Annotated in this window: 14 protein-coding genes, 1 rRNA gene and 2 riboswitches; of the genes, 1 reads left to right on the forward strand and 14 read right to left on the reverse strand. The window is 47.4% G+C overall.

Annotated features, from left to right (window positions below; genetic code table 11):
- The 11 genes from AC58PV_RS30295 to AC58PV_RS30345 all read right to left on the reverse strand — a co-directional run.
- Positions 1-70, reverse strand: a 16S ribosomal RNA gene (locus AC58PV_RS30295); the annotation flags it as partial.
- A gap of 432 nt (positions 71-502) precedes the next feature.
- Positions 503-1,393, reverse strand: a complete 891-nt coding sequence (locus tag AC58PV_RS30300) for a family 43 glycosylhydrolase (protein WP_497436590.1) — start codon at positions 1,391-1,393, stop codon at positions 503-505.
- Positions 1,394-1,469: 76 nt separating this feature from the next.
- On the reverse strand, positions 1,470-3,116 hold the full coding sequence (locus tag AC58PV_RS30305) for a type 2 periplasmic-binding domain-containing protein (RefSeq protein WP_497436592.1): 1,647 nt from the start codon (positions 3,114-3,116) through the stop codon (positions 1,470-1,472).
- A 24-nt stretch (positions 3,117-3,140) separates the two neighbouring features.
- Positions 3,141-4,016 (reverse strand): carbohydrate ABC transporter permease, encoded by an 876-nt coding sequence (locus AC58PV_RS30310; RefSeq protein ID WP_497436593.1) that lies wholly within the window; start codon positions 4,014-4,016, stop codon positions 3,141-3,143.
- 12 nt (positions 4,017-4,028) lie between these two features.
- Positions 4,029-4,883, reverse strand: coding sequence for an ABC transporter permease (locus AC58PV_RS30315; protein WP_497436704.1), 855 nt, complete (start codon positions 4,881-4,883; stop codon positions 4,029-4,031).
- Positions 4,884-5,159: 276 nt separating this feature from the next.
- On the reverse strand, positions 5,160-7,394 hold the full coding sequence (locus AC58PV_RS30320; protein ID WP_497436595.1) for a helix-turn-helix domain-containing protein: 2,235 nt from the start codon (positions 7,392-7,394) through the stop codon (positions 5,160-5,162).
- A gap of 91 nt (positions 7,395-7,485) precedes the next feature.
- Positions 7,486-7,668: a hypothetical protein gene (locus AC58PV_RS30325; protein WP_497436596.1), complete on the reverse strand. Its 183-nt coding sequence runs from the start codon at positions 7,666-7,668 to the stop codon at positions 7,486-7,488.
- Positions 7,669-8,367: 699 nt separating this feature from the next.
- Positions 8,368-10,134: an allophanate hydrolase gene (gene atzF / locus AC58PV_RS30330; protein ID WP_497436597.1), complete on the reverse strand. Its 1,767-nt coding sequence runs from the start codon at positions 10,132-10,134 to the stop codon at positions 8,368-8,370.
- Between the two features lie 24 nt (positions 10,135-10,158).
- Positions 10,159-13,782, reverse strand: coding sequence for an urea carboxylase (gene uca / locus AC58PV_RS30335; protein ID WP_497436598.1), 3,624 nt, complete (start codon positions 13,780-13,782; stop codon positions 10,159-10,161).
- A 29-nt stretch (positions 13,783-13,811) separates the two neighbouring features.
- A complete protein-coding gene (locus tag AC58PV_RS30340) occupies positions 13,812-14,462 on the reverse strand; it encodes an urea amidolyase associated protein UAAP2 (protein WP_497436600.1) in 651 nt (216 codons plus the stop codon).
- A gap of 31 nt (positions 14,463-14,493) precedes the next feature.
- Positions 14,494-15,213, reverse strand: coding sequence for an urea amidolyase associated protein UAAP1 (locus tag AC58PV_RS30345; RefSeq protein ID WP_497436601.1), 720 nt, complete (start codon positions 15,211-15,213; stop codon positions 14,494-14,496).
- 68 nt (positions 15,214-15,281) lie between these two features.
- Positions 15,282-15,381, reverse strand: a riboswitch (guanidine-I (ykkC/yxkD leader).
- Positions 15,382-15,571: 190 nt separating this feature from the next.
- Positions 15,572-15,676: riboswitch (guanidine-I (ykkC/yxkD leader) on the forward strand.
- Between the two features lie 90 nt (positions 15,677-15,766).
- On the opposite strand from AC58PV_RS30345, the gene AC58PV_RS30350 reads away from it, so the two are divergent.
- Positions 15,767-17,110: an APC family permease gene (locus AC58PV_RS30350; RefSeq protein WP_497436602.1), complete on the forward strand. Its 1,344-nt coding sequence runs from the start codon at positions 15,767-15,769 to the stop codon at positions 17,108-17,110.
- A gap of 376 nt (positions 17,111-17,486) precedes the next feature.
- On the opposite strand, the gene AC58PV_RS30355 is transcribed toward AC58PV_RS30350, so the two are convergent.
- From AC58PV_RS30355 to AC58PV_RS30365, 3 genes are all read right to left on the reverse strand, one after another.
- Positions 17,487-18,473, reverse strand: a complete 987-nt coding sequence (locus AC58PV_RS30355; RefSeq protein WP_497436604.1) for a Gfo/Idh/MocA family protein — start codon at positions 18,471-18,473, stop codon at positions 17,487-17,489.
- A gap of 104 nt (positions 18,474-18,577) precedes the next feature.
- Positions 18,578-19,687 carry a Ger(x)C family spore germination protein gene (locus AC58PV_RS30360; RefSeq protein ID WP_497436605.1) on the reverse strand — a complete coding sequence of 370 codons (1,110 nt, stop codon included), beginning with the start codon at positions 19,685-19,687 and terminating at the stop codon, positions 18,578-18,580.
- A complete protein-coding gene (locus tag AC58PV_RS30365; RefSeq protein ID WP_497436607.1) occupies positions 19,680-20,759 on the reverse strand; it encodes a GerAB/ArcD/ProY family transporter in 1,080 nt (359 codons plus the stop codon). Before AC58PV_RS30365 ends, AC58PV_RS30360 begins: the two co-directional genes overlap by 8 nt.
- Positions 20,760-20,763: the final 4 nt, after the last annotated feature.

The following is a 20,763-nucleotide window of genomic DNA, read 5'->3' on the forward strand; positions in this document are numbered from 1 at the left end:
CCCGCTCGACTTGCATGTATTAGGCACGCCGCCAGCGTTCGTCCTGAGCCAGGATCAAACTCTCCATAATAGAAAATCTGAGTTGTGCTCATTTTGAAGCTAGCGAGATTAATAATCTCATTTATAGTCGATTGCTCGACTGTGCTTACTCACTCGTTGTTCAGTTTTCAAAGATCAATTTCTTTCGTCCGCTACCGTGTTACCGAAGCAGCGAGAAGTAATATACCACAGATCATTTCACCATTGCAAGTTCTTTTTTTCGAATGGCGTCGATGTCTGTCGAGACAACCATTTTCTTATCCTGTTATTACAAAGCAAGTTCACTGCTTATTCGCTTGTGTTTGCTTGCTTCAGAAGAACGAGGACTAATGTACCATGTCTAGAAATCAATTACAACCCCTTTGGAAAAGTTCCACTATTCCCATTGTTTTGAATTGTTTTACACGGAAGTTCCCTACATGCAAAGAACCTACAGCACTAGGCTGCAGGTTTAGCTTCATTCCTATTCCATAATAAAAGGCAGGCCATCCCGCCAACCGATCTCTACCTTGGAGAGGTACCACGTTTTGCCCATGTCATTATTCCCTTGATAAAATAAATAAGTCCGCTCATCCTGATCCACAAACAAGAAGGGATGTCCAGATTCACTGGAATTCCAACTGCCAGGTTCCCCATTAGGCAATAGCGGTTCCACAAATAATCGCTCCCACTGAACACCATCCGTACTAATCGCGCACCCGATTTGCTGAGGCGCATTGTTATAGGCTCCTGCATAGAACATGTACAGTTTGCCCTCACGTTTGCACATAGCGGCAGCTTCAATACAAGCGCCTTCCCACGCTAGTTCTGGCTTCAGAATGGTTTCTGTGCAAGCTTGCGTCCATGTGGACTGTCCATAATCCGAGTGAAGCGGCGCTGTTGCCACACCTTGCATTTGGATTTCACCCTTCGGATCCCGTGTCGCAAAGTAGAGGAATAGCTTCTCGTCGTGAACAACAACATCCGCGTCAATGGCTCTGCCATTGTTCCACGCACCTGTCGGCGCAAAGATCGGGTTCGTCTCATTTTTGGTGAAAGTCACCCCATCCTCCGATACAGCATGACAGATCGCATCCTTCGGAAAATTACCATACGTTTGATAAAATAAGTGCACGCGGCCTTCTAGCACGATAGCGCCAGGCGCACAGATGCCTTTGGCTTCACAAGGCTGCTCAAGCGGAACTTCCCCAATCTTCGTCCAATTGTCTAAATCTGTGCTCTCGGCTACACCGATCCCCCAACGGCCATCAATAAATGGTCCTCTTGAATAATATAAGAAGTACTTCCCTTTATAGAAAACAACTGCTGGATCCTTCGCATAAGGTACGCCCGCTGTCATATCGGCAAATTTCATGATGATCTCTCCCATTCTCTTGTAAAAAGCAAACCGCTTCTCACGCATGCATGAAAAGCGGCGCTGATCTCGTCAATTAGTTTTGCTTGAATTTCCACATATCCTTCGCCAAAAATGCGGTATCCTTGTTCTCGTTATACCATTTCAAGTAGAACTCCTCTAATTTGGCTCCGCCTGATTTCGTCCACAAATCCTTGGCGTCAGCAAATGCTTGATCCACCGTGTACGCAGAACCGGAGACAATCGCTTTGTTGTAGAAGTCCGTTATTTTGGTCACGTTCGTATTCACGATCTTGAGATCTTCCGGCAATGCTGGCATATGTTCACCAGCCGTAATTGGCGCATATTTCACATCATCGCTCAGGTTGGCGATATTATTTTGTTTAATGAGCTCGATGAATTCCTTCTGTAACGGCTGGCTAGCATCCATCTGACTTGTTACGCTTGCACATGGCTCAATCTCGATCTGCTGCAGCAGAAGCTGGAAGTCAAGATTCCAAGATACTTCTTTACTAAATTGCGCCAAATCCTTAGGCCCATAGCAGCCATTGGCTTTTTTGACAGAATCCACTTCTGGTGTTCCGTAACGAAGCACTTCAGCAGTCGCTTTATCCGACATGAAATCGATATATTTCATTGCCGCCTGCGGATCCTTCGTTTTCGAATTAATAACCGTTGTCATCTGAACCGGATTATTGACACCCACGGCAAAACGACCATAGGTAGAAGCAGGAAGCTTAATGGCGGAAACTTCGGCGGTCGGTACATTCTTCTTCAATGGCTCGTAATAAGTCGCATAGTTCGCAGGGTCAACCGTACGTCCGACAAAAATACCTGTCTTCCCGTTAATCCAATCTTGAACCGCTTTCTGGCCATTCTTATCTGTCAAGAAATCCTTATCTGTAAGGCCAGCGTCAAACAATTGCTTCTTGAAGGTAACAGCCGCCTTGGCTCTGTCCCAATCGTGTACAAGCTTCCCATCCTGGAGGACCCAGCTTACGTCTTGGAACATCGTGGAGATCGCACCGCCAGTTTCACCGCTAAGCGCGATACCATAGGTGTCCTTCTTACCATTCCCATCGGGATCGTCATTCGCAAACGCCTGAGCGACCTTGAATAGGTCTTCCACGGTTTCAGGCGCTTTCAAGCCTAGCTTCTTCAACCAATCTTCACGAATAAAGAGCGCTTGGAAACCAACAAGCTTCTGCACACGGCCAAATTCGTATTGCTTGCCATCTGATTTGGAGCCTGCCTTTTTCAGCTCAGGGTATTTCTGCAAGAGTGCCTTATACGTTGTGCTGTACTTCTGGATCAAATCATCAACGGGCATGATCTGTTTCTGTTGGTAAAGTTGATCTCTGAAATTGGTATCGAACTCATGAATAACGTCAGGTGCGCTGCCAGATGCGAATAAAATATTCAACTTCTGCACGGACTCTCCACGAGGAATAGGCACAAACTTGGCTTCGGTTGGTCCTGTTTCACTTACCCATTTGGTCCATCTGTTATTATCAATGGTACCCATGCCTTGTGGAATATTGCCGCGATCATAGAGCGTGGCGGTGATGTTACCCTTTTTGGCAGGCGCAGTGGTTCCTGTCGTTGTTCCCGTTGGTGCAGTAGTCGACTCCGAGCCACTATCTTTCGAGCAGGCAACCAATAAACATCCACAAGCCATTGTTAACGTTACGAGTGTTACCATTTTCCGATTCCAAGTTTTCATATTCCATAACCCCTCTTCTGAGTTTTATCCTTTAATAGCCCCAATCATGACACCCTTAACAAAATGCCTTTGCAATAGTGGATAAATGATCATAATCGGAAGCACCATGACAATAATGGCAGCCGAGTTGACTTCTTCTGGTGTTAATAAAATCTGATCTGCTGCATCCGAGCTATTCATTTGCGCTAGCATCGTTTGACTTTGAATCATTTGTTGAACCAAAACCGATAAGTTATATTTCGTTGTTTCATTGATGTAAATGAGCACATTGAAGAAGGCATTCCAGTAGCCCACACCATAAAATAGGGCAAGTGTCGTAAGAACAGGCAGGGATAACGGAAGTACAATTCGCGTCAAGTATTTCCAATCTCCACAACCGTCAATCCGAGCAGCATCATCCAGCTCACTAGGAATGTTCTCCATAAAAGATCGGAGCACGAGAAGATTGAAGGTACTGACTAGCCCCGGCAACCATAGCGCCCAGTAGGTATTCATGAGTCCATAGGCTTTGATAGTCAAGTAAGTCGGAATTAGTCCACCGCCGAATAACATCGTAAAGACGATTGCAAATAGGTACCATTTCCTGCCAAAAAAGTAAGACCGCGTTAATGGATATGCCGCTAGTATGGTGAAAGCCATACTTAAGACAACACCAACCCCTGTAATCTCTACACTATTGAAAAATGATTTGATAATTGGCGAGCCCGCCATCAGCTGTCTATAGGATTCGATCGAGAAGCCAACGGGGTAAAAGGTTACCCAACCTGAGGCCACCGCATGCGTATCACTAATCGACAACGATATGATGTGGAGCAAAGGGAATAAGCACGCCAATGCCGCTATTGTTAATAAGCCATAAAAAATGACGACTAACGTTCGTTCACCTGTTGATGTTTGCATGTCGTCCTCCCCCTACCACAAGCCATTGCCGAATTTACGAGCAATTCGATTCGTCATAAATACGAGGATCAAGCTTACCAAGGACTCGAATAGTCCGATTGCTGCTGTCAAACTAAATTGTGAACCCATTAAACCAATTTTGTACACATAGGTAGATATAACCTCAGATACATTGGATACGGTTGCGTTTTGCAACATAAAGATTTGATCAAACCCTACTTCCATCACACGTCCCATGGCCAAAATAAACATTAATACCACTGTGGAACTGATCCCAGGAAGCGTTACATGCCAGATCTGTTTCCATTTACTCGCGCCATCTAATCCAGCAGCCTCATATAGACTGCCATCAATACTGCCTAAAGCAGCCAAGTACACGATGGCACTAAATCCAGCTTCTTTCCAAATTCCTGAGCCTACAAAAATAGAAAGCCATGATCCTTCATGATACAAGAACGCGTAGGAGTGACCAAATACATACTGCCAAACGCTGTTCAGCATGCCGCTTTGCTGTGAGAAGATGGTAACGATGATCCCGCCTACAATGATCCACGAGAAGAAATGGGGTAGGAAGACCAACGTTTGTACGACACTTTTAAACCATTTGGAACGAACCTCATTTAACATAATCGCTAGTAATATCGGAAAAGGAAACCCGATAAAGATCGACATCATACTTAGCAGTAGTGTATTTCGGATAATCTGAATCGTAGCAGGTGTACTAAATAGAACCTTGAAATTCTCGAATCCAACCCAAGGACTGTGGAGAATGCCATCTCCGAAATTGTAATGTTTGAACGCCATGATACTCCCGAACATCGGAACATATTTAAATAAGATAAAGAAAAGGATAATCGGCGTAAACATGAGGTAGAGTGGAATGTTGCGTTTCCAAGTTGCGCTGCCGATATGGTTCACCCCCTTGATGCGTCTGTGTCAGAATCTCCTGCAGGTTCGATCTGAACACAACCTCACTATACTTGGAGGGGCGCCTCGCCACAATTTTCAATATTCGCTGGATAAACAATTATGTAAATTGACATGCAAAAGCCGCCCACAGTAGATATAAAGGGACGGCTTGTCTCGCGAGAAGGTGAATAAACAATTTCCGCAAGTTAACATTTTGGTAAATACGCTGGATTCTTAGGTAGAATGCTGCTTTCGGTACTCGCCTGGCGTGCTGCCTTCGGCTTTTTTGAAGGTACGAATAAAGGAAATGACCTGCAAATAACCGACTTGCTCACCGATCGACTGCACAGGTTCCGTTGTCTGAAGCAGCAACCGCTTAGCTTCTGTCATTCGGATAGCTATCAGATATTCAACGAAGCGTTCACCGGTTTCAGCTTTAAATAACTTGCTCAATACACGCGAAGGAAGGTCGAATTTCTCACTCAAGTAGTTGAGGGACAGGTCTGGATTACTGTAATTCTGAAGTAGATACAACTTCATCTCGTCAATGCGATTATGGTGCTCGTTGGCTAGCTGCCATTCTTGAATGGACTCGACCAATGCATGAAGCAAGGCTTGTAAGCCTATTTGAATATCTCCGATAAGATCTGTCGCTACAAGAGCTGTCCTCGCTTCATTGTTGAGCTGAACTACCCAATTGCTGGCGAGTTCTGGCGGCAGATCTTCCATTTCTTTTTCCAGAGCAAAAAATAAATAGTGGATGATATCCAGCACCTTCTCCCGAGGAAGAACCTCTGTTCTCATCTCTGCAAATAAATCATCAAAAATCCGCTGCCATTCCACGTCCGCTGCTCGCACAGCCTTGACTAACGAACGAACAGCTTGCAGTTGGCGATAGGTATCGATCTGAAGGTGCGATTTCGTTTCCGCCGCATAATAAACGTGGTTATAGCCGCGGAGCGTCCTAAATTGCCCCGCTTTCAGCGCATCTTGATAGGAATGGCTAATTTCCTCTGCATCATTGCCTTTGGTTCCCACATAAATGGATATCGTAAATTTCAAATTCGTGGAAACCCAATTCAGGATATGCTCCGCAAGGGGCTCAATCGACGAATAATCCTGATCCGGCTGCATGTAGAGAATAGCGCACAATTGATCCGCTTCCTTCCACTCGAACCAGACCGTCAGCTGTTGACTCTGGGCGATCTCTTGCAGCACTCCATGAATAACAAACTTGAAGAGGGATTGATCCCTACTCGAGTATTTCGCTTGGAATTCTTGGTAGTTATCGATTTCAATGATCATCACAATCGTGGAGTTAAAACTCGGAGGAAGCTCCAGTTGCGCTGCTTCGGTCTCCCACTCGCCTTGATTCAGAGAGAAGTTACCTTCTAATAGTTCATAAAACCAATACTTTTTGCGGATGGATAAATCTTCTTGATGCCGTAGTTCATATTGATTGGATTTCTCAACTAAATTATCCAGCGCCGAGGTAATAAACTGAAATTCGTCATGATCAGACTTCTTCCCCATGGACAGACTTCTTTTCAACGCATAACGATCCATTCGAATCATGATCTCTTCAATCGGTTTATAGTTCCGGTGGGTAATATACATTAAGAACATAATGCTAAGTAAGATCGCACCGAACATCGGCAATGTCCAAGCGCCAAAAAATACAGCAAGTAAACTCCCCTGCTCCAGCTTAGGCACCTTCACAGTGAGTTTCCAACCCGTATACGCAGAAGTAATGGTGCTGATCCCCCATGCATTCGGTTCAACATCTACCCCCAAGCCAAATTCTTTGAATGGTTGATCTTCGGCACTCATCATCTCAATGGAATCCGCTGCATTCGCTTTGATGGATTGCAACATGCCAATCAGCGACCCCAGCTTAATATTGATGACCACAACACCATTGGGAACTGCGGATGTAATCGGCACTCTTTTGACAAGCGAAAGCACCTTATCCGAACGACTCTCCCCAATGAATTGATTATACGAACGAGGAGCTGTCCACTGAACGCCCGCTTCCCCCCTGAAAGCCCCCTCCACAAAGGAAGCATCAGCGAATTGATCCAGTTTAAAAATGGAATTATCCGTAATGACTTCATTGCCAGTCTTCTTATAAATGTACACATCACCGGCAAATGGGAACAGCGTCTTGATATTGTTAAGCCTCTGCGAAATTTCATAAGCCGCATACGGCGGGACTGGCTCATTATTGCTAAAGTAACCTTTGATCAATTCGTCGGTTAGCATTTGTTGAATAACGAAATTCTCAATCGTCTGAAACGAGGAATCCACGACATTCATGACATGGGACGCGAATACTTCATTCGTATTCTGAATGCGTTCTCTCGTTTCTACATTCCATTTGTAATTGAACACCATCATTAACACCAACACGATAAAAAAGAAAAAAGGTACATATGAAAATAGTAATCGGTAAAACCATTTCTTCTGCATGGTCTCCCCCTAATCGTCATTGCGTAGTTTATTTTAGTTTACTACATTCGGGAGGACATTTGTACGAGGGGGGGGGCGCAGAAGGCGCTCGCTATTCAGTTAGCAGCGGCTCGCCCGCAATGCTCCCCCGCTCATCCAACTTAAGCTGACAACAAACGTTTCCCTTTCCATCGCCATCCCGCTCATCCGACTTAAGCAGATAACAAACGTTTCCCTTTCCATCGCCATCTCCGCTCACCCAACTTAAGCAGACAACAAACTTCTCCCTTTCCATTGCCCCCCCGCTCATCTGCTCCAAAATGAGTTGTGAGAATATAGAAGAGTATTAGAATAGTGGAGTAATGTGAAGTAGGAGTTGGGGGCTGGGGGCTGGGGGCTGGGGGCTGGAGGTGGCGCTGAAGTTGAAGTCGGAGATGGCGTTAGGAGTTGGACAGAGAATGAGAAGCAGTGTGATGGAGTAGGAATAGGAGGATGAGAATGGATGTAGTCTGATGGAGTAGATGCAGGTGGGGAGTGAGTAGCTAGGGGGTAAAGGTGACATTGAGTGATTGTTGGAGTAAGGTTGTTGATTCTCTGGAGAACTCTCAAATCTTCAGGTCCTCAAGTCCTAACCCTGTCAAAAATGCAAAAAAGCACTTTTTCGAATGACTTTCCCCTCCGTTGTTGGAAATTGATGCATAAAGGCATCAATTTGGAGCGATTTTAGGGAATTCTCCTAAAATACGTTAAAAAGGTTGCCTATTTGCACGTATTTATCAATTTTGACTATAAATTAGTGGAAAAGGTTGTATTTTTGCATTTTTGAGAGGGGGAGAAGGAAGTGATGGGTGAAGAAATGATTTAAACGCGTTCTCCAGCACCCAATAGTCCGAAATAAAATGGGACTAAAACGAATTCCCACGGAAATAGAGGTAAGCTCCGCTTACCCCATAACCCATCATATATATGAATGTGCAACAATGAGGGACGCCGCTTACAGCGGCGCCACGTTGCGCCAGCCGCGCAACGCCGTCACATCTTCCGCGCCCTCTGCCGCGTAAGCTTCACACACAAAGCCCGGGACTTCCGTACCGTCCCGGAGCTCCACCTTGCCGATCCCGAGCGGAGCCGGGATCGCCGCAGCAAAGCCGCCGAATGCCTCGAGCGGCATTTCCCAAATCTCCAGCAGGATGGCCGCGCCACCCTGCTGTTGTTTGATCATCCCCGGCTTCGCAGGGGATGTCGGCAGCTTCACAAGGCTGTACTTCGCCGCGGATTCATCCTCCCGGATGAACCGCGCTCCGCAGCCTTGCATCTGTTTCTCCAGCGGGTAGCCACGCATGTGGAGCCCGCAGACCGCCACCAGCGTTGTTTGCGCTGGAATAGATGGTGGTGTTGTGGGCATGAATTCGCCCGCCACTAACAACTCCGCCGCCCCACAAATCAACCCTTCCTCTTCCGCCAACGCGAAGAGGGTAATCCCAAAAGGCGTCTCCGGCGCCGCATCGCCCGCAGGCACAGCAACCGCGCACAAATCCAGCAGGTTGCAATGGTTCGTGTAACGACCCATGTCGCGATTCGTGCTGACGGGGTCCGCAAGAACTTGCTCGCGGGTCCAGGTGCCTCCGCAGGTAGGCATCACCAGCACCGCATCCTGCAACAGTTGCCTAGCTTCCAACTTATACTTCTGAAGCTTGTGCATCGCCACAAATACCGATGCTGCATCGTACTCGCTTGCTGCGCCCGAGCGCAATATCTTCTCCGTCACTGGATAAGCTACACCAGGATTTCCTTCAATGAAGCTACCTAACGCTGCCCAGCGTTCAGCCACCCAAGGACCTTCATATAAAATCGCCGCAGCTTGCGCGAAAAGTTCAACATCAACCTCAACAATCGAAATTCCCTCTCGATGAGCAGCTACACGTACCTGCTCTACAGCCCGCGACCACGCTGCACGATACTCCGCAGCGTAAGGTCCGTAGAAGCCTAGCTCGCCGCTAGGTAGGCATATCTGTAAAGGCAGTCCCGCCGGCTTTCGCACGACATGGCGGGACCAAGGATCTTCGGCGTGGACACCACGCGCCACGCTGTCTACAACAAGCGCATCCGCTAGGCTATGCGCGAAGACTGTGACGCAGTCGAGGCTCGCACAGGCCGGCACGACCCCAAGGGTCGGCCATGCGCCGAGACTCGGCTTATAGCCGACTAGGCGATTCAGCGCGGCCGGCACACGGCCGGAGCCTGCTGTATCCGTGCCAAGTGAGAAAGCCACTTGGCCACGGGCTACGCTGACGGCTGAGCCAGAGCTCGAGCCGCCGCTGATCAGTTCAGGACGCAGCGCGTTATGCGCGTCACCGTAAGGGCTGCGAGCGCCGACTAAGCCTGTCGCGAACTGATCAAGATTGGTTTTGCCTACTGGAATGGCACCTGCCGCAATTAATCTCTCCACGACACCTGCATGTTCACTCGGGATATAGGTATACTCGGCACAGGCCGCGGTCGTCGGAATGCCAGCGAGATCGATGTTGTCTTTGATTGCGAAAGGAATCCCCCACAACGGAGCTTCCGCCAAAGGAAGAGATGCAAGGCGATCCAAGTAAGGCTGAATCGCATCCATCGTTGGCGGCGTAATCCAAATGTTCATATCCGCATCCGTGTTGGAACGCTCTACAATAGCCAACATAACCTCTTGTGGAGATAATGTGCCCGATTCATACTTTTCACGCAAGTAAGGTATAGTCAGTTCTTTTGTCACCGTCATGCCCATAGCCCCTTCACCTCTCCCTTATGCAGATTGCGCAATGCCCAAAATTAATTGTCCAGCGTGTACTTGATCCCCTGGCTTCACACCAACCATCGACACATAACCATCACAAGGTGCGTGCTGTGGGAACTCCATTTTCATACTTTCAAGAATCGCGAGTTGATCGCCTTTCTTCACTTGCTCACCTGGAGACACGAGCACTTTCCACACGCTTCCTGGCATAATCCCGCGCACCGCCACAGTCCCTGCCGGCAACTCGTCTTCTGGCGCAGCGTCCCCTGTCTCCTGCTCGGAGACATATTCGGCAAGTCCTTTTGCCTTCCAACTCTCGCGTTCTTCTTTAAATGCTTCACGCTGCTGAGTACGGAACGTATCCGTTGTTTCTTCTATCGAACTTAGGAATTGGAGATACTCTCCTAAATCAAAGGTCGTCTCTTGAATGTCAGCCTCATATCGGCCACGAGGGAAGTCCTCGCGCAGCTGCAGCAGTTCTTCCGCACTCACTTCATAGAATTGGATTTGATCAAAAAATCTCAACAACCACGGTTTACCCGCCTGGAAACTCTCCGTTGAGCGCAGGCGATTCCACATTTGAATCGTACGTCCTACGAATTGATATCCGCCTGGACCTTCCATCCCATACACACACATGTAAGCTCCGCCGATACCGACGGCATTTTCTGGTGTCCACGTACGAGCAGGGTTATATTTCGTTGTGACTAGACGATGGCGTGGATCTACAGGCGTCGCCACAGGAGCCCCTAAATACACATCACCTAACCCTAGTACGAGATAGTTAGCTTCATAAACAATCTTCTTCACTTCATCGATTTCATCCAACCCGTTAATGCGTTTAATGAATTCAAGATTGCTCGGGCACCAAGGTGCATCCGGGCGCACACCTTGTTGATAACGTTCAATCGCCAACTGTGTAGCTGGATCATCCCAGGACAATGGCAAGCGCAGGATACGCGATGGCACACGGAACTGTTCTAATGGAGGGAGAGCAGCGTCGATCTCCACAACTAACTTGCACGCCTCTGTCACCGTAATTTGCGATGGATCAATATGAATTTGCAAAGAGCGAATGCCTGGCGTCAGATCCAAAACTGGAATTGAGCCGCTTTCTGTTATGGCCTGCATCAATGCCTGCACTTGAAAGCGAAGAAGCAAATCGAGCTCTAGCTCACCGTATTCGACGAGCAAGTTTTGGTCGCCGCAGCAGCGAATGGTGATTGGGAATCGGCGATTCTCCTCTGCATGATAAAGACGCGGATATTCCGGTGTAATCTCCTCATTCACAGGGGGCAACTGCACCTGTACTAATTGGTCAAAACTCCCCTCGCCAATCGCCCGCAGGTTGCTCTCTTGCAGATCACGCAATGCTTCCGCTTCCGGCAGCGTCAGTAAGTGGAAACGGATTGTATCTCCAGGGTGCAACTGACCTAACTTCCAGAACTCCGCCGAAGCTGTCGTCACCGGGCACACGAAGCCGCCAAGACTCGGTCCGTCCGGCCCAAGCAGTATCGGCATGTCGCCAGTCAAATCCAGCGTACCAATCGCGTAGGCATTATCGTGAATATTAGAAGGATGAAGTCCCGCTTCCCCACCATCCTCACGTGTCCATAGCGGAGCTGGCCCTTTCAATCGAACACCTGTTCTCGACGAGTTGAAATGTACTTCCCAACTTGTTTCTGTCAATTGATCCAGATACTCCGTACGCAAAAACTCACCTGTACAATGCGGTCCAGGAACGACCCCGATCGTCCACTCGCGAGTCATGCCAGGACGATGATCCCGGGCTAATTCGTAAACGTCCTGCACACGGTTTTCTCCGCCTTCATTCACACCAAGCACATCGCCCGTGCGCAGCGCACGTCCGCCATGTCCCCCGAATCCACCCAATGTAAACGTGGATGAGCTTCCTAAGAGCTTCGGCATATCCAGCCCGCCGCCGATCAGCAAGTACGTGCGCATGCCTTCTTTGGCTTCGCCAAAGCTCAGCACTTGCCCCTGGGACGCCAACACCGGACGGTAGGTAGCGACCGTCTCGCCATCAAGCTCCGCTTGCATATCCGCACCCGTTACGCAGAACCACATATCGCTGCGGAACTTATAGGAGCCGCCACGCAGCGTCATTTCAAGACCGGGAGCATCGTCTGCATTGCCCAGCAATTTATTCCCGATACGGAACGACAATGGATCCATCGGTCCGCAAGGCGGCACACCGACATCCCAATGACGAATGCGGCCTGGGAAGTCTTGCACGGTTGTTTGAATACCGCCATCGACGACTTCAAGCGCGCGTTCTGTTGGTTCAAATGTATTCAGCAATTGCGTGTAGACGTTGCCGCTCAAGCAAGCTTCCTCTTGCAGCAGCGCACGCACATACTGCAAGTTCGTCGTTAAGCCGTACATGCGTGTCTCCGCTAACGCTGCGACTAATTTATGGATCGCGTCTAAGCGGTCCTTGCCGTGCACAATGATTTTGGCCAGCATCGGGTCATAAAGTGTCGTTACAGTAAGCCCATCTCGCACCCACGTCTCATTACGAGCTTCGCTCGAGAAAACGGCACGATCCAATTGCCCCGCGCTCGGACGGAACTGCTGAAGGCAGTCCTCCGCATAAATCCGCGCTTGGATACTATGGCCTTGCGGCTTGCGAATCAGCGATTGCAGGTCATTCAACTCCAGTGCCGCTTCACGCACCATCCACTCCACGAGATCAACACCCAGCACTTCCTCCGTCACACCATGCTCGACTTGAAGGCGCGTGTTCACTTCCAAGAAGTAAAACTCACACGTTTCTGGATCGTAGAGATATTCAACCGTCCCTGCACTGCGATAGCCCACTTCTGCTGCCAATCGTTTCGCCGAAGCGAACATCGCCTCACGCACGTCATCCGACAGGTTCGGCGCTGGACTCTCTTCAATGACCTTTTGATTACGGCGTTGAATGGAGCAATCACGCTCACCAAGCGTCACAACTTCACCGAGCGAATTACCGAAAATTTGCACTTCCACGTGACGAGCACGGGTAATATATTTCTCGAGGAACATGCCCCCGTTTTTGAAATTCGTTTCAGCCAAATGGCGTACGCCATCGTAGGCCGCTCTTAGCGTAGCTTCATCTGCACATACGCGCATACCGATACCGCCGCCGCCTGCTGTACTTTTCAGAATAACCGGATAGCCAATACGCGCAGCTTCTATTAAAGCTTCATCTAGTTCCGTGATTAACGGCGTACCTGGCAGCATCGGCACACCAGCACGTTCGGCGATCTCCCGTGCGGAATGCTTGAGTCCGAACATCTCCATTTGCTCCGGAGTCGGTCCGATGAATACGATGCCGTGTTCGCGACAAGCGCGGGCGAAATCCGCATTCTCGCTCAAGAAGCCATAGCCGGGATGAATCGCTTGAGCGCCGGTTTCGAGCGCTGTTTGGAGGATCAGCTCCGTATTCAAGTAACTTGATTTCGCCGGCCCCTCACCGATAAGTACAGCCTCATCGGCTCCATCCACATGTAAGCTATCTTGATCTGCCGCCGTATACACAGCAACGGATTGGACTCCCAGTTTGCGTAATGTACGCTCAATACGTACGGCAATCGCGCCGCGATTGGCAATTAGCACTTTGGTAAACATCGTAACCACTCCTTCACGTTTATCTTCGTTTATTTATCCCAGATGAGCACCTGAATCGGTGTCGGGTTATAGGCATTACATGGATTATTAAGCTGCGGGCAATTGCTGATCAGTGCCATGGTGCTGCCAATCGACTGCATTTCGACATAGCAGCCAGGAGCTGATACGCCATCATCAAATTTCAAACCACCCTCCGGTGTCACGGGTACATTCATGAAAAAGTTGATGTTCGGCGCCAAATCACGCTTCGTATACACGCCATCTTGCCCAGCTAATTGAAGCATGAACGTATCGCGACAATTGTGCATCGACAGCTTATCGTGCGAGTAACGCACCGTGTTGCTTTGCGCTGAGCACGACCCACCGACCGTATCATGACGTCCGCAGGTGTCCGCTACGATTTTCAACAACTCCTTCCCTGACTCTGCTCGCAGGATGGAACCTGTGCTCAAGTAAATATTGCTTTGTCCTGTGATCGTCGCTACTGCACTGTAGTGATCCTCCGGATTCTCTGCGTCATAGAACAAGGTGTCTGCGGCTTGATTGCCTTCCAGATCCACGATTCGCATCACTTGCCCTGGCTTCAGGACACGCATCCAGCCATCTCCTGCTCCAATCACTTCACTATATATGGCATCCGCCACTTGACGTGGGCTTTCTACTCGATTAAATACAGCCATACTTCCCGCCTCCTCCGTTTTGTCGTTTCGATTAAGAACCTAGCAGTGCGTGATATTCCCATGTATTCTCAAAAGCTCGGCGATTCTCCGGGCGATAATTCAAGCAATAATCGTCTTCATGGACGGGTGATGCTGCGAGCACTTCGATTTTGACAGGCACAGATGGATAACTCGCCCTTGGATCAAGTGGGTTCGGTGTGTTGGACAGAACGACTAAAGTATCTAATTCCGTCCTTAGCGTGACCGTTGCCCCTGCTGGACAGTGATCTAAGCTGAGCCTCATATCCCCTTTGTCGTCCACGACAACTTTGGAAAATAGATTCACCACTGGCATCATATCCCGCATGCTTAGGCCATTACGTACAAGCTCTACCCCGAAATTTTCTTGACCGCTCCGCAGCCAACCATTACGCAGCTCCTGGTAGTTCGTCTTGCCGTACTTGGCATCCGTCGTCGCACGACTTGTGTATCCGCTAAGCGGATCATGCCAACCTAAGCTGTCTTCCACGATGCTCACCATCGCTCGGCCGTTATCGCTCATTAGTACATTCCCGCGAGTTAGATGAGCGGTATGCTGCGCTTTGAGCGTGTCGGGCATATTGTAGCGCTCCGTCAAATCCTTCGCATGGTACAACTGAACCGATACATTCGCGCCCGCTTCCAGCGCAGTAAAACGTATCAATTTTCCTTTGCCGATCGTCCCTGACCATTTATCTCCTGGCCCGATGTCCTTGCTCCATATGTTCCCCATGCTATCGCTCTCCTTCGCTTTTTGCTTAAACAAAAAGGGAGACATCACAAGACCATTGTCTTGGTGATATCTCCCAGGTTTTTATCCTTCCGTGGCACTCTCTCACAAGAGTGGTTTACTCTCGGACCAGCCCGGTACGTTACCGGCGGAACCCTAGTAAACAATCGTATTCGTTTGTGTTACTAAACATAACATCATTGATGATACGTGTCAATAACTTCTAGTCATTTTAGTTAATTTGCATAAAATACTTCTCACAAAACTAATATTGTGTTATATTAACTTACATAAATGAAAGATATCTAACATCGCAAATAAATTGGTTAACCACCTTAAATATAAGTTAGGTAACATCACATACAAAGTTTTCTAGGGTTCCGCGGGTTGCCCAATCCCCGGACTGGACCAAGAGAAGACGCACAGCTAAACACTGTGTTCACGGAGGGATAAAAGCCCGGGAGATATCTGTAACCTAGATATCGCCTTGGCTTTTTTGCATATAAAAACCACTTCTGTGTTCACAAACAATCAATGATGAGGGAGTGTTATCGCCATGACCAATGAAATCACACTACGTAAGTCCTTGAGCTTGTATCAAGTTGTATACATGGGACTCGCTTGGATGACACCTATGATTTACTTCTCCATCTATGGGATCGCTTATGAGAATGCACATGGCATGTTAACGCAAGCATATTTACTTGCTTTCATTGCTATTTTCTTCACCGCGTACAGCTATGGTGTGATGTCCAAGGTTTTTCCAACTTCAGGATCAGCCTATACCTACACCAAAAAAAGCATCCATCCCTATCTCGGATTTCTCGTCGGCTGGGTCTTGCTTCTGGATTATTTCTTCTCCCCTATCATCGCGTGTCTAACTTTCGGCATCTACCTGCATGCTCAGTTCCCGTCCATTCCAGCTTACCTGTGGATCATTGGACTTAACATCGTCCTCGGTTTCATCAATATCATTGGTATCAAATTCTCAGCAAATATCAGTAAATTGTTCGTCTGGATTCAGATTGTGTTTATTGCCGTGTTCTGTTTCTTTCTATTCCGCAACTTATCCGGTGTTGGTGAGACTAACCCGCTTCAGCCCTTCCTGCAAACGGATGTGCCCTTCTCTACGATTCTCGCTGGCGCTTCGATTATCTGTTTCTCTTTCTTAGGTTTTGATACGGTGACAACGATGGCCGAAGAGACGGTCAACTCGCAGAAAACCATTCCGCGCGCTATCATGATCATCATCATAACAGCTAGCGTTCTTTACTTAGTTCCCTCATTTCTAACACAGCTCGTGTATCCGCATTTAACTTTTGTTCATATGGATTCTGCAGGCTTTGAAATTGTCAAAATGGTCGGCGGCGCCGCACTGAGTTCCGTGTTCCTCGTTGTTTTGATTCTTGCGATCTTCACACAAGGATTATCGTCAGTTACCAGCGTCTCACGTCTCCTGTTCGTGCTAGGTCGAGATAACGTGTTGCCGAAGCGAGTGTTCGCATTCCTTCACCCGAAGTTCAATACACCGGTTATCAACATTGTGATCGTTAGCGTCGTCTCGTTGCTCGCGCTCGTAATCTCTCTGGATAATGCCGTGAAATTCGTCAATTTCGGCGCCCTTTCCGCCTTCTTCTTCGTCAACCTATCTGTCATCGCACAAAAGTATATGAAAGAACGTAGGCGCTCGCCGAAGCAAACGATCTTGTATCTTGCGCTTCCGTTGTTAGGCGCCGGATTCATCGGTTATCTTCTGTCATTGCTGGATAAGGACGCGATATGGATGGGCGTAACGTGGCTGCTGATTGGGGTTATCTACCACCTCATCCAAAAACGTACCGCTCAAGCCAAAAATGCCGCAGTCCCCATCAGAGCCGCACGGTCAACTCCGCTAAACTAGCTAGCAATTCGAAGAACCTGAGGATTTCCTCAGGTTCTTTCGCTACCTTATTACCTCTATTGCTCCATTCCTGCCTACGCCAACGCGCCACCCCTATCTCCAACTAGCTAATCACTGCCTCTCCCTAACGCAAAAAAATAGCTGGAAAACCTCCAGCTATTTCCTTACTAATTCGGCTATTCTGAACCTTAACTGGAAAAACGCCAGTTAATTCTCGCTTCTCCACACGATATGGATCAAATATGCGATATTAACTACATATTTTCCATCTGTTTCAGATTTTCACTCGAAAACGGTGAAAATAGATGTAGGTTTTCCAGTTAAACACTGCCGCAGCGGCAAAAAAGTGTGAAGAGGTCAGGTAAGGTACATTTCCTTACTTCCGATCCGCCGGGTACACAAGCCCAATCTGTCTCCGCGCTTCATCCATAATCGCCATCGCTGCGCTGGAATTCGCATGCGAGTTCGTCGGGGATTCCAGCTCACCCGTCTTAATCAGCCGGCTGAATTCCTCCGCCTCGTAGCGCATCGTTCTCGCACTTTGCTCACGCGTCAAATCCTCTACAGAACCATCGCGGTAGCGAATTTGGACTTTCTCCGGTTGGTTAATCTTATCGATGACCATCGTCGCTAACTCACCTTGAATTTCAGCTGGCAGGTAGGAGCTGGCTATTTTGGAATGCTGAATGACAGCATCCATTTCTCGGTAGCTTAGCAATAAGCTGCCCTCGCCATCTACGCCTGATTCCAGCATGACCGCACTCGCTTGCACCCGTTCAGGCGCACCGAACAATACGACCAAAGGATAAATACAATACACACCTAGATCCATCATCGATCCATTTGAAAATACCGGATTAAACGCATTCAATACAGTCCCCTGCTTATAGGCGTCATATCTGGATGAATATTGGCAATAGCTTGCAAAATAACGTCTAATGGGTCCAAGCTTATGTATATTCTCTTGTACGACTTTAAAATTAGGCATCAGCGTGGATTTCAACGCTTCCATGAAAACAACCCGATGGCTGCGCGCCGTTTCAATCATAGCAGCTAACTCCGCACTATTCGAAGCCGCAGGCTTTTCACAAATCACATGCTTGCCATGCTTCATACAATGAACCGCATACTCCGCATGCAGCGAGTTCGGACTCGCAATATAGACAGCATCGAATGTATCACTCTGCGCGAATGCTGTTAAGTCTGTGAATTGATGGGCCACATCAAATTTCCCGGCGAATTCCGCAGCCTTCTCCTCCGTACGGGAGTACACGGCTGTCAATTCGAAGTCTCCTGTTTCGAGCGCCGCATGAATGAATTCCTCTGTGATCCAGTTTGTACCAATAACTGCAAATCGTATCATTTTCCCCATGACTCCTTTATCTTGCTTGTTCTGTGTTAGACTTACCCTATCAAATTCAACCTCCGAATTCAATTATCATGACCATTTAACACAAATCCGCACACTCACTGGAACTTCCCGTAATGCTTAATCTTCACTTTCACTTGACAATGAATCTCAACTTCGGGGTACACCTCACGCCAGTTCATCGCTTTCCATTCCTTATAAGCAATCGAATTCTTCACAGCGTTACCTATACCAAGACTATCCACATTATGTTTTTGCATTTCTTTTATCATCACGTCCATGTGCTCGGTAATTTTCTCAGCAATCTTACTTTCAAGCTTATGCCGATCATCTTCCTTACTGATCTTCAAATCTCCCCTGTACTCCAGAATAGATCCGCTTACTGAGATCTGATAATTCAATGTAAACGAGCCCTGCCCCCCATGTGCTACACGAACTTTTCTTTTACTAATTAGCGAATCAAATAATACAATCTCTTTCGTTTCATTTTCTTCACTTAGTGTCATCGGCAAAGAACCTAACTTGAAATCTTTGCTCAGCATAGCGAAAAAAATCGCGTCTTGCGCAGCTACCTTCATCAGATACCGATCATCTCGAAACAAGGCAATCCCATCAATTTTCACATGTTCGCCAATATCCTTAATAATCGGAGCCACAGGATCAATACCATCATCATAATAATCTCTCGTAAAATCATATAAACTAATCTTCGGAATGTTTTGGAATTTCGATTCCGATTCCATCATTCGGTCAATATACTGCGCCGTTCGCAGGTAATTGCTGTAGGTTTTAACTAATAAGTCATTCGCATTGCCATCCACAACAGTTACTTTAACCCGTGGTGAAATGGAAGGATCTCTCACAAGAGTATCGATGTCATCCCAAAATCCTCGACGTGCGAGCGACGAACCGAATAAGATATTCCGCATCTGGCCGCTGACGAGAATCAACTGACTTTGCCTAGCAAGGTCTACCTTAGCTCCTTTACTGCTATCCGTAATGGTCGTCAACACTTCTCTTGGCTTCAAACCTTCCCCTACAGCTAGAGGAATGCTATTAGTTACTCTAAGCATACCTCCAGGTGCTAAATCGAAACTTGTCGTATGGGTTAATCCAATTTTCTCTAAAACTCGCTGGTCACTCCCACAGCCCGTGATCATCAGCAACAGCGCACAAGCCATTAGCCATTGAAACCGATTATTAAACAAGCTGTTTTCGCCACCTTTGAATAGAAAGAATGCCAATTAAGCCGAGCGGCAGAACAAAGGTATACGCAATATTGAAATAACTTGCAATATACAACCATTTACTAACCTCATCCAACACACTTGGAATCCATGAAATCAGATACATACTACCCATCATATAAAGTGTGATTCGTTCAATCTTTCTATTTTTAAATACCTGCTGTAAGCATAAACTTGCTGACCAATGATACATCACAATGGTAATGAGAACCCTAAGAAGCAGAAAGCTGAAGAGGAGATTCTCCGCTCTCTCGATAAAGGGAAATTTAATATAAGCGAGCAAATCAATGGTTGGAAACATAATTAACTTCAACTGCTGTAAGCTATAGAAGCCGAAGCAAATCAAAGTTACACCCAAATAAATTAGAAAACTAAAACCATTAGCTAGTTGGACACTTGTGAAAAATCGCGTTTTGGGCTGAACATAAGGAAATAACAGCAGGCACAGCTCAAACCCTAAGAAAGAACCAAATAGATTAAAGGCACCCAGCCAGTATTCTTTCCCCTCTTTAAAAAAATAGTGCGTATAACGCGAAAGTTCCAAATCATTAAAAAACGTACCTTCCAAAGGCATCATCCACATCACTAAAAAGAAGAATACGGTACTTGCCTTCGCAATCGCGTAAATGCCTTTGACACTCAATAAATACGCAAGCAGTGTAATAAAGAACATGAAAATCATGGGATTGGCTGTGGGAAACGCAGTCACTTGAAAAATGAGAACATACAGTTTTGCAACTAAACTAGCTGTAAATGACCAAGTAAGCGCCAATATGACATATATCGGATAAGCGACCCAGCCCGGCAGGCAACTTTCAAAAATAGCGAAAATACTTGCTCCCTTTCCCATTTTCCATACGATCCAAATCAAATAAATATTAAATGCAACGATTGCCGCAATAACAACCAACATAAGCCAACCGTTATAACCAAAATACTCAGCTGCAACACGTGGTAAAGAAAAAATACCCACACCGACTTGAATCATATGGATTAAAATGAAGATTTGGAAACCGTTCAGCTTCTCATTCACGCCA

The sequence above is a fragment of the Paenibacillus sp. J22FR83 genome, assembly GCF_059691955.1.

Bases quoted from the DNA above. Each gene is read 5' to 3' on its own strand.
- AC58PV_RS30300 (WP_497436590.1), bottom strand. From the start codon at position 1,393: ATGAAATTTGCCGATATGACAGCGGGCGTACCTTATGCGAAGGATCCA.
- AC58PV_RS30305 (WP_497436592.1), bottom strand. From the start codon at position 3,116: ATGAAAACTTGGAATCGGAAAATGGTAACACTCGTAACGTTAACAATG.
- AC58PV_RS30310 (WP_497436593.1), bottom strand. From the start codon at position 4,016: ATGCAAACATCAACAGGTGAACGAACGTTAGTCGTCATTTTTTATGGC.
- AC58PV_RS30315 (WP_497436704.1), bottom strand. From the start codon at position 4,883: ATGTTTACGCCGATTATCCTTTTCTTTATCTTATTTAAATATGTTCCG.
- AC58PV_RS30320 (WP_497436595.1), bottom strand. From the start codon at position 7,394: ATGCAGAAGAAATGGTTTTACCGATTACTATTTTCATATGTACCTTTT.
- AC58PV_RS30325 (WP_497436596.1), bottom strand. From the start codon at position 7,668: ATGGAAAGGGAGAAGTTTGTTGTCTGCTTAAGTTGGGTGAGCGGAGAT.
- atzF (WP_497436597.1), bottom strand. From the start codon at position 10,134: ATGACGGTGACAAAAGAACTGACTATACCTTACTTGCGTGAAAAGTAT.
- uca (WP_497436598.1), bottom strand. From the start codon at position 13,782: ATGTTTACCAAAGTGCTAATTGCCAATCGCGGCGCGATTGCCGTACGT.
- AC58PV_RS30340 (WP_497436600.1), bottom strand. From the start codon at position 14,462: ATGGCTGTATTTAATCGAGTAGAAAGCCCACGTCAAGTGGCGGATGCC.
- AC58PV_RS30345 (WP_497436601.1), bottom strand. From the start codon at position 15,213: ATGGGGAACATATGGAGCAAGGACATCGGGCCAGGAGATAAATGGTCA.
- AC58PV_RS30350 (WP_497436602.1), top strand. From the start codon at position 15,767: ATGACCAATGAAATCACACTACGTAAGTCCTTGAGCTTGTATCAAGTT.
- AC58PV_RS30355 (WP_497436604.1), bottom strand. From the start codon at position 18,473: ATGATACGATTTGCAGTTATTGGTACAAACTGGATCACAGAGGAATTC.